Genomic DNA, 17,423 nt, shown 5'->3' with positions numbered 1-17,423 from the left:
CGATGCAACGTCGGCACCTCGGCCTCCTTGCCGCCATCGTCCTGATCGGGCTGTGGCTGTGGACCAGACCTTCCGGCAACGGCGACCTGCATGCGCCGGTGACCACGCCGGCTGGCCAGGTGTCGGCGCCGGCGGCGCTGCCCGCCACCGGCACGCAATACCCCGCCTTCCTGCCGCGTGAGGCGCATGACGTCCTCGCGCGCATCGCGCAGGGCGGTCCGTACGCCCACCGCCAGGACGGCAGCGTGTTCCAGAACCGCGAGAAGCGCCTGCCCGCGCAGCCGCGCGGCTACTACCGCGAGTACACGGTCGAGACGCCGGGTTCCGACGACCGCGGTGCGCGCCGCATCATCACCGGCGGTGACCCGCCGGTGGAGTACTGGTACACGCAGGATCACTACCGCAGCTTCCGGCGCTTCGAGCTGCCACCGCTGGAGACACGCCGATGAGTGCGACTGACCTGCGCTCGATCCTGGCCGATCCGGCCCACAGCGGCGCCTACTTCATCGATGCGCGCGACACCGAATCGATGGCGCAGGCCGGCGAAGCGCTGGACTACGCGGTATTGCGCGTCGACCTGGCCGACTGCGCCGACAAGGCCTCGCTGATGCAGCGGTTTGCTGCCGCGGGGCAGTTCCCGGACTGGTTCGGCGGCAACTGGGATGCCCTGGCCGATGCGCTGGCCGACCTGTCGTGGCGGCCGGCGGACGGTTACCTGCTGCTGGTCGAGCACGCCGACGGCTGGCGCGCCGCGCACGGCGAGGATTTCGACACGCTGCTCGACATCCTCAACGAGAGCGCGTTCCGCTGGGCCGGCAACAACACCGCGTTCTGGGCGTTGCTGCCATTCCCCGCCGAACAGCTGGCGGCACTGGAAGACTGAAGGATCAGCCGGCCTCTGCCGCCGCCACCGGTGCCGCGGGCGCCGGCACCCGCGCGTAGCGCCAGGCAATCCCCACTGCGGCGACCAACAGCACCGATGCGATCAGGAACGGCGCACCAGGCAGGTGCACCGGCGCGCGATCGTCGATGAAGTAGCCGAAGCTGCCGGCGAACACTGCCGGGCCGATGATGCCGGCCAGGCTGACCAGGCTCATCAGCGCACCCTGGATGCGTCCCTGCACGTCGGCCCCGACCTGGCGCGTGATCAGCGCCTGCGTCGAGGGCGCCGCCAGGCCCCAGATCGCAGAGATCGGCAGGCCGAGCAGGAACACCCAGCCGACATCGGCGAAGCCGTAGATGGCGAACCCGACCGCGCCGAAGCACAGACCGGTGATCAGCGCGCGGCGCTCGCCGATCGCATGCACGATCTTCCCGACCAGGCCCGCCTGCACGATCACGTTGAGCACGCCCACAATCGCCAGCACGTAGCTGACCTCGCGCGGGCCCCACTGGTACTGGTAGTCGGCGAACAGCACGAACACGCTCGGATAGACGTAATGGGCGAGGTTGGCGATGAACACCACCGCCGCCAGCCCGAACACCTGCGGATAGCGCTTGAGCAGCACCAGCGAGCCAAGCGGATTGGCGTGCGACCAGTCGAAGCGCGCACTGCGCTTCTCCTTCGGCAGCGACTCGGGCAGCACGAACCAGCCGTAGCAGAAGTTGACCAGCGCCAGGCCGGCGGCGAACCAGAACGGCAGGCGCAGATCGATCTCGCCCAGCTGCCCGCCGATCAGCGGACCGACGATGAAGCCGACGCCAAAGGCGGCACCGAGCAGGCCGTAGCTCTTGGCGCGCTTGTCGGCCGGGGTGACGTCGGCGACGTAGGCGTTGGCGGTGGTGAAGCTGGCCGAGGTGATTCCGGAAATGATGCGCCCGACCAGCAGCCACGCCAGCGACGGCGCCAGCGCCATGAACACGAAGTCCAGGCCCAGGCCCAGGCACGAGATCAGGATCACCGGGCGGCGGCCGAACCGGTCCGACAGCGCGCCCTGGATCGGCGAGGTCACGAACTGGATCGCCGCGAACAGGAAGCCGAACGCCGCCACCCAGTAGGCCGCATGCGCGGTGTCGCCGCCGGCGAACTGCTCGATCAGGTGCGGCAGCACCGGAATGATCAGCCCGAACGAGAGCACGTCGATCAGGATGGTGACAAAAATGAAGGCGAGCGCGGCGCTACGGCGCGCGCCGCTGGCAGGAATCGAATCGGTCACGGATGGGCCGCAGGGGCGTGAGTCGGTAATCGCCAGAGTTTATCGCGGCGACAGACCGGCCCACGCGTACCCATGGTCACGCCGGCCGAACCGCCGTCATCGCGGTGAACGCGGGGACGAGGTGATTGCGGGCGCAATCGTTGCGAACCCCATGTCCATGAGACACCGCCGCGCAACGCCACAAACAATGGTTTCAGGCGTTACCAAAATCCGCCGAAACCCACCAAAGAACTCCACTGTCGTCAATGACTTAGCGCCAATCCAACGACCCCCATCGCCCTGCGTACGGTGCAAATTGCCGCATCGCACAATTTGTGCTTTATTCGGTTGAACCAGTGTCAAGGCAGGACGGACTGCGCGAGCGGACCGTCATGCCGCGTCGCTGCGAGCCAGGTTTCGTTGTCCAACGATTTCAAGCCGCCACTACTCACTGCCTGACAGCGACGACGGAGTAACGATGGAGCAGCAGTACCGCACCGGCCCTGTCGGTCTTTACGACCCCCGCGACGAGCGGGATGCCTGTGGTTTCGGCCTGATCGCGCAGCTCGACGATGCTCCGAGCCGTGCGATCGTCGATCGCGCCATCGATGCGCTGGTACGCATGACCCATCGCGGCGGCATCGCCGCGGACGGCCTCAGTGGCGATGGCTGCGGCCTGCTGATCCGCCAGCCCGATGCCTTCCTGCGCGCACTCGCCCGCGAAGCCGGCATTGCGCTGGGTTCGCACTACGCGTCGGGCCTGGTGTTCCTGCCGCATGACGAGGCCGACGCCGCGCGTGCGCGCGACACGCTCAACGCGCAGCTGCAGCGCGAGCGGGTCGATGTCGCCGGCTGGCGCGTCGTCCCGGTCGACACGAGCGCCTGCGGCGAGCTGGCCAAGCGGACGATGCCGCGCATCGAACAGGTCTTCGTCAAGCCTGCCGGCGCGTTCGATGCGGCGATTTTCCAGCGCTCGCTGTTCCTCGCCCGGCGTCGCGCCGAGCAGGCGCTGCGCGAGCTGGCCGACTTCTACGTGGTCAGCCTGTCGGCGGCGAGCATCGGCTACAAGGGCATGGTCCTGCCCGATCGCCTCGCCCAGCTCTATCCGGACCTGCAGCGCGCCGACCTCACCGCCAGCGTGGTGGTGTTCCACCAGCGCTTCTCCACCAACACCACGCCGCGCTGGCCGCTGGCGCAGCCATTCCGCCTGCTGGCGCACAACGGCGAGATCAACACCATCGCCGGCAACCGTGCCTGGGCGCAGGCGCGCGTGCATGCCTGGCACACGCCGGCGCTGGACCTGACCGAGTTCGATCCGGTCATCAGCACCGACGGCTCGGACTCGCAGTCGCTCGACAACATGCTCGAGCTGCTCCAGGCCGGTGGCATGGACCTGCTCAAGGCGATGCGGATCCTGATCCCGCCGGCCACGCAGTCGCTTGAATACAAGGACGCCGACCTCGCCGCGTTCTACGAGTACTACGCGCTCAACACCGAGCCGTGGGATGGCCCGGCCGGCATCGTCACCGTCGACGGCCGCTACGCCGCGTGCACCCTCGACCGCAACGGCCTGCGCCCGGCGCGCTGGCTGCGCACGCGCGACCGCCACTTCCTCATCGCCTCCGAAGCCGGCGTGTGGGAACTGCCGGCCGAGGAGATCGAGGCCAAGGGCAAGCTCGGCCCGGGCGAGATGATCGCCGCCGACCTCTACCTGGGCGAGCTGCTCGACTCCGACGCGATCGACCGCATCAACCGCGCACGCGCGCCGTACAAGCGCTGGCTCAAGCAGGGCATGACCTATCTGCAGACCGAGCTGATCGACCCGCAGCTGGCGGCCGAACCGTTCGACGCCGAGACGCTTTCGGCATTCCAGAAGCTCTTCCAGCTCACCCGCGAGGAGCGCGAGCAGGTGCTGCGTCCGCTGGCCGAGACCGAGCAGGAAGGCATCGGCTCCATGGGCGACGACGTGCCGATGGCGGTGTTGAGCCAGCAGGTGCGACCGCTCTACGACCAGTTCCGCCAGGCCTTCGCCCAGGTCACCAATCCGCCGATCGATCCGTTGCGCGAGGACTGCGTGATGTCGCTGGCGACGCAGCTGGGCCGCGAGGGCAATGTCTTCGCCGACGGCCCGGGCAATGTCGGCCACGTGCATCTGAACTCGCCGGTGCTCTCGCAGCGCAAGCTGCGCCAGCTGCTGGCGATGGCGCCGTATGACGAGTCGCACGCGTTGATCCACCTGCATTACGCGCCGGAGGAGGGCCTCAAGGCCGCACTGGAGCGGATCTGCGCCGAGGCCGAAGCCGCCACGCGCGCCGGCAAGGTGCTGCTGGTGCTCAGCGACCGCTACCCGCAGCCCGGGCGGCTGATGGCGCACGCCCTGCTCGCCACCGGTGCGGTCCACCAGCACCTGGCCCGCGCCGGCATCCGCTGCGAATCGAACCTCATCATCGAAACCGGCACCGCGCGCGATCCGCACCATTTCGCCTGCCTGCTCGGCTTCGGCGCGACCGCGGTGTACCCGTACCTGGCCTACCAGACGCTGCACGACCTGGGCGTGCGCGGCATCCTCAAGACCAAGCACGGCGAAGTCGCGCAGATCGGCCGCAGCTACCGGCGCGGCATCAAGAAGGGCCTGCTCAAGATCATCTCGAAGATGGGCATCAGCACCATCGGCAGCTACCGCGGTGCGCGCCTGTTCGAGATCGTCGGCCTCGACCGCGAGGTGGTCGACCTGTGCTTCGCCGGCACGCCGTCGCGGATCGGTGGCGCCGGCTTCGACGACCTGCATGCCGACGCCGCCCAGCTCGCCGACCACGCCTGGAACGTCAATGCCCTGCCGGCGATTGGCGGCCTGCTCAAGTACACGCCGGGCGGCGAGTACCACCTGTTCAACCCCGACGTGGTCGTGCGCCTGCAGCGCGCAGTGACGACGGGAGACTGGAACGACTGGCTCAGCTATGCCGAAGCGGTGAACGAGCGACCGACGGCGGCGCTGCGCGACCTGCTCGAAGTCGATGCTTCGGCCGTTACGCCCATCTCCATCGACGAAGTCGAGCCGGTGTCGGCCATCGTGCGCCGCTTCGACTCGGCGGCGATGAGCCTGGGAGCGCTGTCGCCGGAGGCGCACGAAGCACTGGCGATCGCGATGAACCGCCTCGGCGGGCGCAGCAATTCCGGCGAGGGCGGCGAAGACCCGGTCCGCTACGGCACCGACAAGGTCAGCAAGATCAAGCAGATCGCCTCGGGACGCTTCGGCGTGACGCCCGAATACCTGGTCAATGCCGAGGTGCTGCAGATCAAGATCGCCCAGGGCGCCAAGCCCGGCGAAGGCGGCCAGCTGCCTGGCCACAAGGTCAATGAACTGATCGCGCGCCTGCGTTACGCGATGCCCGGCATCGGCCTGATCTCGCCGCCGCCGCACCACGACATCTACTCGATCGAGGACCTCGCGCAGCTGATCTTCGACCTCAAGCAGGTCAATCCGCAGGCGCTGGTCTCGGTGAAGCTGGTCTCGCACGCCGGCGTCGGCACGATTGCGACCGGCGTGGCCAAGGCCGGCGCGGACCTGGTCACGATCTCCGGCCATGACGGCGGCACCGGCGCCAGCCCGCTGTCGTCGATCCGCTACGCCGGCACGCCGTGGGAACTGGGATTGTCGGAAGCGCGCCAGGCGCTGATCGCCAATGACCTGCGCGAACGCGTGATCCTGCAGACCGACGGCGGCCTCAAGAGCGGCCTGGACGTGATCAAGGCCGCCCTGCTCGGCGCCGAGAGCTTCGGCTTCGGCACCGCGCCGATGATCGCGCTGGGCTGCAAGTACCTGCGCATCTGCCACCTCAACAACTGCGCCACCGGCGTGGCCACGCAGGACGACGCCCTGCGCCGCGACCATTTCACCGGCCTGCCGGAACGTGTCGAGAACTTCTTCCGCCTGCTCGCCGAGGAAGTGCGCCTGTGGCTGGCGCAACTGGGCGTGCGCACGCTGGGTGAACTGGTCGGCCGCACCGACCTGCTGCGCCAGGTCGATGGCGACAGCGATCGCCAGCATGGCCTCGACCTGGCGCCGCTGCTGGCCGGCACCGGCCTGGCGCACGGCGGCCACTGCGGCTCGCCGCAACCGGCAGCCGATCCGCAAGGCCTCGCCGCCCGGCTCGACGCCGAACTGGCCGATGCGATCGACCAGAAACTTGGCGGCGAATACCGCCATGCCATCCGCAACACCGATCGCAGCATCGGCGCGCGCCTGTCCGGGCGCATCGCCCGTGTGCACGGCGATCGCGGCATGAGCGACACGCCGCTGACGCTGCGCTTCGACGGCACTGCCGGCCAGAGCTTCGGCGCCTTCAACGCCGGCGGCCTGCACTTCGAGCTCAACGGCGAAGCCAACGACTATGTCGGCAAGGGCATGGCGGGCGGGCGCATCGTGATCCGTCCGCCGCAGGGTGCGCGCTACGTCGCCCACGAAACGCCGATCCTCGGCAACACCTGCCTGTACGGCGCCACCGGCGGCGAGCTGTATGCCGCCGGCCGCGCCGGCGAGCGCTTCGCGGTGCGCAATTCCGGCGCGACCGCGGTCGTGGAAGGCGCCGGCGACCACTGCTGCGAGTACATGACCGGCGGCGTCGTCGCCGTGCTCGGCCGCACCGGCCTCAACTTCGGTGCCGGCTTCACCGGTGGCATGGCCTACGTGCTCGACACCGAGCGCGATTTCGTCGACCGCTACAACCACGAACTCATCGACATCCTGCGCATTGCCGCCGACGGTTTCGAGAACCACCGCTCGCACCTGCGCGAACTGCTCGAGTCGCACATCCGCCTCACCGGCAGCGCCTGGGCACAGCGGATCCTGGACGAGATGCGCGACTACCTGGGCAAGTTCTGGCTGGTGAAGCCGAAGGCGGCAAGCCTGGAATCGTTGGCCGAGAACCTGCGGAGGGCCGCGTGAGCAAGATGGACGCAAAGAAGCCCGTGTTCGCCTTCCGCGAGACCCCCCGGCAGATGCCGGCGCGGATCCCGCTCGAGTTGCGGCAGAGCGGCGACTGGAACGAACTCTACGGTCGCTTCGGCGAGGCCGAGGCCAAGCACCAGGCCGGGCGCTGCCTGGACTGCGGCAACCCGTACTGCGCCTGGAAGTGCCCGCTGCACAACTACATCCCGAACTGGCTCGAACTGGCGCGCGAAGGCCGCATCCACGAGGCCGCCGCGCTCGCCCACGAGACCAACCCGCTGCCGGAAGTGTGTGGGCGCGTGTGCCCGCAGGATCGCCTGTGCGAAGGCAGCTGCACGCTCAATGACGGTTTCGGCGCGGTCACCATCGGTGCGGTCGAGAAGTACATCGCCGACCGCGCGCTCGCCGACGGCTGGCGGCCGGACCTCTCGCGCGTGGTCGCCACCGGCAAGCGCGTGGCGGTGATCGGTGCCGGCCCGGCGGGTCTGTCGTGCGCGGACCGGCTGGCGCGTGCCGGCATCGAAGCGGTGGTGTTCGACCGTTACGAACAGATCGGCGGCCTGCTCCACTTCGGCATCCCCAGTTTCAAGCTCGACAAGTCGGTGATGGCCACGCGCCGCGACGTGCTCGAGGGCATGGGCGTGACGTTCCGCCTCGGCGTCGAGATCGGTCGCGACGTAGGCCTGGACACGCTGCTGGCGGAGTTCGACGCGGTGTTCCTGGGACTGGGCAGCTATCGCTATACCGATGGCGGACTGCCGGGCCAGGACCTGCGCAACGTCCTGCCTGCCCTGCCTTTCCTGGTGCAGAACGGGCGCCTGGTGCACGGCGCCGATGACGTCGTCGGCAAGCCGATCGCCGGCTGGGAAGACCACGTCGCCCTGCCCGACCTGCGCGGCAAGCGCGTGGTCGTGCTCGGCGGCGGCGACACCGGCATGGACTGCGTGCGCAGCGCGGTGCGCCTGGGCGCATCGCGCGTCACCTGCGCCTATCGCCGCGACGAAGCCAACATGCCCGGCTCGGCGCGCGAGGTGTCCAATGCGCGCGAGGAAGGCGTGCAGTTCCTGTTCAACCGGCAGCCGCTGGAACTGCTCGGCGAAGACGGCGACGTCTCCGGCGTGCGCGTGGCCGAGACCCGATTGGGCGCACCCGATGCACAGGGCCGCCAGAATGCCGAGATCGTCGAAGGCAGCGAGTCCGTGCTGGCGGCAGACGTGGTGATCATCGCGTTCGGCTTCCAGCCCGATCCGCCGGAATGGCTGTCTGCGCATGGGATCGAGCTGGAAGGCAACGGACGCATTCGCGTGCAGCCTGCCGCCACGGGCTGTGGCTCGCGGAAGAAGGCGCCCGCGGATGCGCGGCTGCCGTTCCAGACAGCAAATCCACGGGTCTTCGCCGGTGGCGACAGCGTCCGTGGCGCCGACCTGGTGGTCACGGCGGCGTACGAAGGAAGGGAAGCTGCCGCCGGGATTGTGCGATTGCTCCTGGGGTGACGGAAGGTGTGCCGCAGGTGTTGCGGCACACAAGCGGCGTGTTCAGTGCGGCCCCAGTCGCGGCCCTTCCGGCTGCCCTGGCGAGGAATTGGTGCGCAGCAAGCTTTCCAGATTTCGTACGCCGCGCATCGCCGAGACCTCGCGCAGGAGATCCTCGAACTCCTCCTCGGCCACGGCGCCCTTGAGCTGCACCCATCCATCGTGCACGTGCACCTCGACGTCGCGCGGATGACCCACCACGCGACCCAGTCGGGCGCGGATGCGATCGTGCAGGCGGTCGTCGTCGAGTAGCTCGGACGACAGGCTGGAGCGCCCGCGCGCGGCAACGCCCTTGAGGCGATGGGCGGCGCGCCTGGCCTTGCCACGCACGTAATGTCCGGCATCGCTGCCTAGCGATGCACTGCGGTCGCGGATCAAGGCACGACGCCGGCGCCCGGTGTTGGGGTCCATCAGGTACATCGCCAGCGCACCGGCGGCGAATGCCGCCGCGATGCTGCACACCACTTTCAACGTGTTCCGCGCGGATGGCTCGCTCATGGGCATCTCCAGGATCCGTTGACGTGAACCTGGATCCTGCCAAAGCGTTCGCAAACGATGTGCGAAGAAACGGCCATGATTTGCTTAATGCGGCCGAATCAGGGCGCGATCGCGCTCGCTCGTCGGCTGAACCAACGGCAACGCAGTGTACGGCCGGTTACCGCCCCGGCCCGACATCGATGAACTGCAGGAACTCCGCACGGGTCCGCGCATCCTCGCGGAAGCTGCCCAGCATCTTCGACGTGATCATGCTCACGCCGCGCTTGTGCACTCCGCGCGTGGTCATGCACTCGTGCGCGCCTTCGATCACCACACCGACACCGCGCGGCTGCAGCACATCCTGGATCACCTGCGCGATCTGCGCGGTCATCTTCTCCTGCACCTGCAAGCGTCGCGCGTAGGTCTCGACCACGCGCGCGAGCTTGCTGATGCCGACGACCTTGCCGTCCGGCAGGTAGCCGACGTGCGCCTTGCCGATGATCGGTGCCATGTGGTGTTCGCAATGGCTCTCGAACTCGATGTCGCGCAGCACGATCATCTCGTCATAGCCCTCGACTTCCTCGAAGGTGCGCTTGAGGTAATCGGCCGGGTCCTCGGCATAGCCGCTGAACCAGTCCGTGTATGCCTTGGCCACGCGCTTGGGCGTGTCGAGCAGGCCTTCGCGGGCCGGGTCGTCGCCGGCCCAGCGCAGCAGGGTGCGCACGGCCGCTTCGGCCTGTTCGCGGGACGGCTTGTCGTTGTCGGCCATGACGCGGGCTCCTTTGGGGGACGCAAATGCTACTCCACCGGGGCGGAGAGGATAAAAAAACGCCGCAGGCGGGATGAGGCCCTGCGGCGTGAAGAAGGCTGCGAGGCCTTGATTGACCGCGCCGAGCAACCGATGGCGACACGCCCGAGGGAGGGGGAAAGCGTGCCGCCACCGGCCGTCGGTTTGGATGGGGGAAGGGTGTCAGCGCTGGGCTACGTCCTCGCGCAGCGGCACGCGGGTCGGCCAACCGCCGGCCAGCGCCTTGTACAGCGCGACCGCGTTGCTGACGCTGCGGGTACGGCCGTCGGCGAAGGCCTCCTGCGCGACCAGCTGCGTGCGCTCGGCATCGAGCACCTCGAACAGGTCGGCCGCACCGGCCTCGTAGCGGACGCGCGCCAGGCGTGCCGCGGTCGCGCTGTCGATCGCGGCCTGCTCCAGGTGCTGGTCCTCGACGCGGGCCCGGGCGTAGCGCACCAGCGCGTTCTCGGTGTCTTCCAGCGCCAGCAGCACGGCCTGCTCGTAGCGGGCAAGGTCGCCGGCCGCGTCGGCATCGGCTGCGGCGATGCGCGCACGCACCCGGCCGATGTCGAGGAACGACCAGTCGATGCCCAACCCGACCAGGCGGGTCTCGCTGTCACGCTCGAACAGCGCGCTGCTGTCGATTGCCTGGCTGCCGATCAAACCGAACAGCGTGAAGCGCGGGAACAGGTCGGCCGTGGCCACGCCAATCCTGGCGGTGGCGGAATGCAGGCGATGCTCGGCGGCGATCACGTCGGGACGGTTGCGCAGCAGTTCGCCCGGGGTACCGGGGTCGAGCCGCGCCGGCAGTGTCGGCAACGCTTGCTGCGGCGTCAGGTCGCCGATCAGCGCTTCGGGCGTCTGCCCGGTGAGCACGCCGAGTCGATGCATGTTCACCGCGACCTGCGCTTCCAGGTTGGGAACGCGCGACAGGGTCGCTTCGAGCTGGGCGCGGGCACGCGAGGTATCGAACTCGGTACCGCGGCCGGCATCGAAGCGGGCCTGCACCAGGCGCAGGGTCTCGCGCTGGTTCTCGGAGTTGTCGCGGGCCACGCGCAGCCGCTCCTGCAGGCCGCGCAGTTCGACATAGGTGCGGGCCACTTCGCCGACGATGGCGACCTGCAAGGCGTCCAGGTCGGAAGCCGTCGCCCATGCTTCAGCGCGCTGCGACTCGACGTTGCGGCGGACGCGACCGAACAGGTCGAGTTCCCAGCTGGCGTCGGCCTGCACGTTGTAGCTCTCGCCGTCGCGATCGTTGCGGCCGACGCCCGGTGCCTGGTCCGCGCTCGAGCGCGAGTCCGTTCCCGTGGCGCTGGCGGTCACGGTCGGGAAGCGGTCGAGCTTGGCGTTGCGCAGCAATGCGTTGGCACGGTCGTAGCTGGCCAGGGCGATGCGCAGGTCGTGGTTGGCGACCAGCGATTCCTCGACCAGCCGCGTCAGCAGCGGGTCGTTGAAGCTGGTCCAGAACTCGGCGTTGGCCTGCGGCGTCGCCGTCTCCGCCGCGGCGGCATTGCTGCCGTCGGGCGAAGCGGTGGCCGTGGCGGGTGCGCCTTCGTCTCGGGCGAAGGTGGCCGGCTTCGGCATGTCAGGGCGAACGTAGTCCGGCCCGACCGCGCACGCGGCCAGCGCGAGCGCCAGCAGCGACGGCGCGAATACTTTCGCCACCGAGGCGACCTTCAGTCGTTGCGGTATCTGCACGATGGAATCCTCGTTGCGATTCAGTGCCTGGCTGTTCGGTGCATTCATCGGCGTCTTACGCATGGGCCTTCCCCATCGAGCTCTGCTCGCTGACCCACTTCGGCGTCTTGCTCACCATCTTGCGCAGGGCGACATAGAACACCGGAGTCAGGAACAGGCCGAACAGGGTCACGCCGAGCATGCCGGCGAACACGGTGATGCCCGTGGCCGAGCGGACCTCGGCACCGGCGCCATGCGACAGCACCAGCGGCACGGTGCCGGCGATGAAGGCGATCGAGGTCATCACGATCGGGCGCAGACGCAGGCGGCAGGCTTCCAGGGCGGCTTCGACGATGCTCTTGCCCTGCATCTCAAGTTCACGGGCGAACTCGACGATCAGGATCGCGTTCTTGCACGCCAGGCCCATCAGCACGACCAGGCCCACCTGCACGAACACGTTGTTGTCGCCACCGGTGAGCCACACGCCGGCCAGGGCCGAGAGCATGCACATCGGCACGATCAGGATCACCGCCAGCGGCAGGGTCCAGCTTTCGTACAGCGCCGCCAGCACCAGGAAGGCGAGCAGGATCGCGAGCGGGAACACTACCAGCGCGGCATTGCCCTGGGTGGCCTGCTGGAAGCTCAGGTCGGTCCACTCCAGGCTCATGCCGTTGGGCAGCACCTTGGCGGCGATTTCCTCGAGCTGGCCCATGGCCTGCGCCGACGACAGCATGCGCGGATCGGCTTCGCCTGCCAGGTCGGCCGCCGGATAACCGTTGTAGCGCAGCACCGGGTCGGGGCCGTAGGTCTGCTTGATCGTCACCATCGAGCCGATCGGCACCATCTCGCCGCGGTCATTGCGGGTACGCAGGTTGGCGATGTCCTCGACGCTGTCGCGGTAGGAACCGTCCGCCTGGGCGATCACCTGCCAGGTACGGCCGAACTGGTTGAAGTCGTTGACGTACGCCGAACCCAGGTAGGTCTGCAGCGTGTCGAACAGCTCCGTCAGCGGCACGCCCTGTGCCTTGGCCTTGACGCGATCGACCTCGGCGTCGAGCTGCGGCACGTTGGCCTGGTAACTGCTGATAGGGAAGCCCATGCCCGGCGTCTGCGACACCGCGCCCTGGAACGAGTTCACCGCGTTCTGCAGCGCGCCGTAGCCGAGGTTGCCACGGTCCTCGATGAACATCTGGTAGCCCGAACCATTGCCCAGGCCCAGGATCGGCGGCGGCATGAACGAGAAGGTGAAGCCTTCCTGCAGCCCGGCGATCTTCTGGTTGATCTCGGCGTTGATCTGCTCGGCAGTGCGTCCGTTGCGCTCGCTGAACGGCTTGAGCGGGAAGAACGCCACGCCGGTGTTGGGCGTGTTGGTGAACTGCAGGGCGTTCAGGCCCGGGAACGCGATCGAATGCGCCACGCCGTCGGTGTTCATGGCGATGTCGCTGACCTTCTTCAGCAGCGCATCGGTACGGGCGATCGACGAGCCCTCAGGCAGCTTCACGCCGGCGATCAGGTACAGCTTGTCCTGGATCGGAATGAAGCCGGCCGGCACGATCTTGAACATCAGGCCAGTGGCGACCAGCAGCACCGCGTACACCGCGAACACCGCGCCGCGACGGCCCAGCGTGCGGGAAACGGCACCCTGGTACTTGTTGGAGCTGGAGTTGAAGAAGCGGTTGAACGGACGGAATACCCAGCCAAACGCGCGGTCGATCAGGCGCGACGGTGCGTCCTTCGGTGCGCCGTGCGGCTTGAGCAGGCGCGCGGCCAGGGCCGGCGACAACGTCAGCGAGTTGATCGCCGAGATCACCGTCGAGATGGCGATGGTCACCGCGAACTGCTTGTAGAACTGCCCGGTCACGCCCGACAGGAACGCCATCGGCACGAACACCGCGCACAGCACCAGCGCGATCGCGACGATCGGCCCGGACACTTCCTTCATCGCCTGGTGCGCCGCATCCATCGGCGACAGGCCTTCCTCGATGTTGCGCTCGACGTTCTCCACGACCACGATCGCGTCGTCCACCACGATGCCGATCGCCAGCACCAGGCCGAACAGGCTCAGGGTGTTGATCGAGAATCCGAGCAGGTACAGCGCGGCAAACGTGCCCACCACCGACACCGGCACCGCGATCAGCGGAATGATCGAAGCGCGCCAGGTCTGCAGGAACAGGATCACCACCAGCACCACCAGTGCGATCGCTTCCAGCAGCGTGGTCACCACGGCCTTGATCGAATCGCGCACGAAGATGGTGGTGTCGTACACGGCCTCGTACTTGACGCCGGCCGGGAAGCGCTTGGACATCTCGTCCATCGACGAGATCACCTTCTCCTGGATCTCCAGCGCGTTCGCGCCCGGCGCCTGGAAGATGCCGATGCCGACCGCGCTCTTGCCGTCGAGCTGCGAACGCAGCGTGTAGTCGCCGGCGCCCAGTTCCAGGCGGGCGACGTCGGACAGGCGGACGATCTCGCCGTCGGCGCCACTCTTGAGCACGATCTGGCCGAACTCCTCGACCGAGCGCAGGCGGCCCTGGGCGTTGATCAGGGTCAGGAAGTCGCTGCTCGGCATCGGCTCGGCGCCGAGCTGGCCGGCCGAGACCTGCACGTTCTGCTCGCGCATCGCCCGCACCACGTCGCCAGCGGTGAGGCCGCGCGAGGCGATCTTGTCCGGGTCGAGCCAGGCGCGCATGGCGTAGTCGCCACCGCCGAAGATCTGCGCGTCGCCGACGCCCTGGATGCGCGCGAGCGCGTCCTTGACGTGCAGGCGGGCGTAGTTGCGCAGGTACAGCGTGTCGTACTTGCCGTCAGGCGACGTCAGGTGCACGACCATCAGGAACGTCGGCGACTGCTTCTGCGTGGTCACGCCCTGCCGGCGAACGTCCTCGGGCAGGCGCGCGAGCGATTGCGCGACGCGGTTCTGCACGCGCACGGCCGCGTCGTCGGCATCGGTGCCGGGACGGAACGTGACGGTCATCTGCAGCACGCCGTCGGAACCGGCGACCGACTTGATGTACATCATGTCCTCGACGCCGTTGATCGCTTCTTCAAGCGGCGTGGCCACGGTTTCGGCGATCACCTTCGGGTTGGCGCCCGGGTAGACCGTGCGCACCACCACCGAAGGCGGCACCACTTCCGGGTACTCGCTGATCGGCAGGATGGGTATGGCGATCAGGCCGGCGGCGAAGATCACGATCGACAGCACGGCGGCGAAGATCGGTCTGTCGATGAAGAACTTTGAAAAGTCCATGAGGGGTTCCTGATGCGGCCTTCAGGCCGCAAAGTCCTGGGCGACGCCGGGGGCGTCGCCAAACGGTGACTGCTTTTTCCGCCCTCCCCTGCAGGCAGGGGAGGGGCACTCGATTACTTCATCGCGACTTTCATCTCGGGAGCAGCCGCGCCCATCGCGATCTGCTTCGGTGACACCGGCATGCCCGGGAAGAACACCTTCTGCACGCCGTGCACGATCACCTTGTCGGTCGGTGCCAGGCCCGCGTTGACGACGCGCAGGCCGTCGACGATGCGGCCGAGCTGCACATCCTTGCGGGTGGCGGCGTTCTTCGGGCCGAGCACGTAGACGTACTTGCGGTCCTGGTCGGTCAGCACGGCCTTCTCGTCGATCAGCATCGCCTTGACGCTGCTGCTGCCTTCCAGCTGCACGCGCGCGAACAGGCCCGGGGTGAAGATGCGGTCCGGGTTGCGCAACACGGCGCGGGCGCGGATGGTGCCGGTGGCTGCATCGACCTGGTTGTCGGTGAAGTCGACCGTGCCTTCATGCGGGTAGCCCTGCTCGTTGGCCAGGCCGACGCGAACCGGGTTCTGCGACTGCGCACGCTTGCCGTCGCGGGCCAGCGCCTGGTAGCGCAGGAAGCTCTGCTCGTCGGCTTCGAAGTAGACGAACACCGGGTCCTGCGAGACCAGCGTGGTCATCAGCGTCGAATCGGCTTGGGCGAGGTTGCCCTCGGTGACCGCGGCGCGACCGGCGCGGCCGTTGATCGGCGAACGCACCTGGGTGAACTGCAGGTCGAGCTGGGCGTTGGCGACGGCCGCTTCGGCTGCACGCACCGCGGCGTTGCCCTGGGTGGTGGCGGCACGACGGGTCTCGAACTCTTCGCGCGAGATCGCCTTCGCCTCGACCAGGGTCTGGGCACGCACGTCCTGGGTCTGGGCGAGACGGGCCTCGGCGCGGGCGCGCTCGAGGTCGGCCTGGGCCTGGTCCAGCTGGGCCTTGTAGCGGCGCTGGTCGATGACGAACAGCAGGTCGCCCTTCTTCACTTCCTGGCCTTCCTGGTAGGCCACGCGCTCGACGTAACCGGAGACGCGCGGACGCAGTTCGACCGTTTCGATCGCGGTGACGCGACCGGTGAAGTCGTCCCACTCGCTGACCTGCTTGCTCAGCACCTGGGCAACGCTGACTTCCGGCGGCGGCGGCATGCCCGCGCCGGGCTCGGCCTGGCTGCTGCAGGCGGTGATGACCGCAGCAAACAGAAGGCTCGCCGCAAGGGCGAGGACGGGTACTCCGGAGGTGGAGCGGGCCAATGCTTTGCGGGGGCTCATGGCGAGGAAGGTTCCTGGTTCGAAAACGGCGGGTTGTTGTTATTGGTTTCGTTACTGGGTGAAAGCAGGTTCCTGAGCAGCGTGCGCGCGTCCTGCAGACAGCGTGATGGCAGCAGTGCGTCAGGGCCCGATGTGACTTCGGTTGCGGTTTGAGCGTCAGCTTGGGCTTGCGCTTCGTATTCGTCCGTTACCTGAGAGGTAATCGAACCAGCGTCGACGGAATCGACATCGACGCTGTCGTTGGGTACGACGTCGGCGTAACGGACCACCGCCTGCGCCGCGGTAGCGGTACCAATCGGTTCGACAAGGGCCAATGCGCGCTGGCCGACGGCAATCGCGCTGGGCCATTGCGGGCAGGCGTGCTCGCGATTGAGTTCGGTGCTGACCGGGCTGTCGATCGACAGCAGCTGCACGCGCACACCCATGCTCCGCGCCTCTTCATGCAGCACGCGCGCGAGCATGCGCAGCGCCGCAGTGGCGATGGAGCGATGGCCATAGCCGGCCCATGGCTGTTCCGCGCCCGGCCCGCCAATCAGCACATAGGTGCCACCACGGTTGCCCTGTGCCAGCAGCGGCAGCAGGTGCCGTGCCGCCGCCAGGTGCGGCAGCAGGTCCTCGTCGAGGCGCTGGCGCAGGTAGGCAGCGGGATGGTCGAGCAGGCGGCCGCGGCCGGAACTGCCCGAGACCGCCGCGATTACTCCGCCGATCGGCCGGCCGAGCTTGCCCAGCGCCTTGGCCAGGCGCTCGCCGTCGGCGTCACTGCTGATCGAACCGGCAACCACGCTCAGGTCGGCCTTGGGGTGGTGCGACTTCAGGCATTGCAGGCCGGACTTGTCGCGGGCGACCGCGATCACCGGCCGGCCGGCCGCGAGCGCGGCCTCGACCACGCCGCGGCCGACTCCGCCCGTGGCTCCCAGGACGACGACGGGCGTCCTGGCAACCGACGCCTTCTGGGCCGATGCCTGCTGGGCGGGACGGGCGACGGGGGATTTCACATCCGGCTCCAATGTCCCGAATGCGGGATTTTCTCTCCCGCCACCGGGACGGTTTCGCGACGCGTGGCCTGCTGCAGGACAGCACTGATGATGGGAAGAACCAGCATCGCGGCCGGCAGGACGAGGGTGAACGCGAGCACCCAGGTCAGCATCCAGAATTCGTCCGGGCCCGCGGCCAGGCCCTGCTGGACCACGAGCGCGGCCAGGCCGATCAGCGCCGTCATGGCGATCAGCATCAACGGCAGGAAGGCGTAACGGGCTTGGCGGGGAGTCAACATGGCGGGGGACCAGGCAGGGGATTGGGGGAATCTGCGGGAC

General features: G+C 68.3%; 12 protein-coding genes. 4 read left to right on the top strand and 8 right to left on the bottom strand.

Annotation, left to right across the window (positions count from 1 at the left end; genetic code table 11):
• The first annotated feature begins 2 nt into the window (after positions 1–2).
• On the top strand, positions 3–449 hold the full coding sequence (locus MNR01_RS11105) for a ribonuclease domain-containing protein (RefSeq protein ID WP_241917868.1): 447 nt from the start codon (positions 3–5) through the stop codon (positions 447–449).
• On the top strand, positions 446–883 hold the full coding sequence (locus tag MNR01_RS11100) for a barstar family protein (RefSeq protein WP_241917867.1): 438 nt from the start codon (positions 446–448) through the stop codon (positions 881–883). The genes MNR01_RS11105 and MNR01_RS11100 overlap by 4 nt, the downstream gene beginning before the upstream one ends.
• A 4-nt stretch (positions 884–887) precedes the next feature.
• On the opposite strand, the gene MNR01_RS11095 is transcribed toward MNR01_RS11100, so the two are convergent.
• The gene (locus tag MNR01_RS11095) at positions 888–2,186 is read right to left on the bottom strand and encodes a TCR/Tet family MFS transporter (RefSeq protein ID WP_241920593.1); all 1,299 of its coding nucleotides are present in this window, start codon (positions 2,184–2,186) and stop codon (positions 888–890) included.
• Positions 2,187–2,613: 427 nt separating this feature from the next.
• Here MNR01_RS11095 and gltB point away from each other — a divergent pair, with 427 nt between their 5' ends.
• Together gltB and MNR01_RS11085 are read left to right on the top strand one after the other, a co-directional pair.
• Complete coding sequence (gltB, locus tag MNR01_RS11090) at positions 2,614–7,080, top strand: glutamate synthase large subunit (protein ID WP_241917866.1); 4,467 nt, start codon at positions 2,614–2,616, stop codon at positions 7,078–7,080.
• Between the two features lie 5 nt (positions 7,081–7,085).
• Positions 7,086–8,576, top strand: coding sequence for an FAD-dependent oxidoreductase (locus MNR01_RS11085; RefSeq protein WP_241920592.1), 1,491 nt, complete (start codon positions 7,086–7,088; stop codon positions 8,574–8,576).
• A gap of 42 nt (positions 8,577–8,618) precedes the next feature.
• On the opposite strand, the gene MNR01_RS11080 is transcribed toward MNR01_RS11085, so the two are convergent.
• The 7 genes from MNR01_RS11080 to MNR01_RS11050 all read right to left on the bottom strand — a co-directional run bounded on the left by MNR01_RS11080 (position 8,619) and on the right by MNR01_RS11050 (position 17,341).
• Complete coding sequence (locus tag MNR01_RS11080; protein WP_241917865.1) at positions 8,619–9,113, bottom strand: BON domain-containing protein; 495 nt, start codon at positions 9,111–9,113, stop codon at positions 8,619–8,621.
• A gap of 157 nt (positions 9,114–9,270) precedes the next feature.
• Positions 9,271–9,861: a GTP cyclohydrolase I FolE gene (gene folE / locus MNR01_RS11075; RefSeq protein ID WP_200607948.1), complete on the bottom strand. Its 591-nt coding sequence runs from the start codon at positions 9,859–9,861 to the stop codon at positions 9,271–9,273.
• Between the two features lie 201 nt (positions 9,862–10,062).
• Positions 10,063–11,640 carry an efflux transporter outer membrane subunit gene (locus MNR01_RS11070; protein WP_241917864.1) on the bottom strand — a complete coding sequence of 526 codons (1,578 nt, stop codon included), beginning with the start codon at positions 11,638–11,640 and terminating at the stop codon, positions 10,063–10,065.
• Positions 11,633–14,803, bottom strand: coding sequence for a multidrug efflux RND transporter permease subunit (locus MNR01_RS11065; protein WP_241917863.1), 3,171 nt, complete (start codon positions 14,801–14,803; stop codon positions 11,633–11,635). Before MNR01_RS11065 ends, MNR01_RS11070 begins: the two co-directional genes overlap by 8 nt.
• Before the next feature lie 113 nt (positions 14,804–14,916).
• Complete coding sequence (locus tag MNR01_RS11060) at positions 14,917–16,110, bottom strand: efflux RND transporter periplasmic adaptor subunit (RefSeq protein WP_241917862.1); 1,194 nt, start codon at positions 16,108–16,110, stop codon at positions 14,917–14,919.
• Positions 16,107–17,105, bottom strand: a complete 999-nt coding sequence (locus MNR01_RS11055) for an SDR family oxidoreductase (RefSeq protein WP_241917861.1) — start codon at positions 17,103–17,105, stop codon at positions 16,107–16,109. The genes MNR01_RS11060 and MNR01_RS11055 overlap by 4 nt, the downstream gene beginning before the upstream one ends.
• Complete coding sequence (locus MNR01_RS11050) at positions 17,102–17,341, bottom strand: hypothetical protein (protein WP_241917860.1); 240 nt, start codon at positions 17,339–17,341, stop codon at positions 17,102–17,104. The genes MNR01_RS11055 and MNR01_RS11050 overlap by 4 nt, the downstream gene beginning before the upstream one ends.
• Positions 17,342–17,423 lie beyond the last annotated feature (82 nt).

It is taken from the genome of Lysobacter sp. S4-A87 (genome assembly GCF_022637455.1).
Classification (GTDB): Bacteria; Pseudomonadota; Gammaproteobacteria; order Xanthomonadales; family Xanthomonadaceae; genus Lysobacter_J.
Note: the sequence above shows the minus strand (reverse complement) of the source record. Positions and strands in the feature narration are given on the sequence as shown.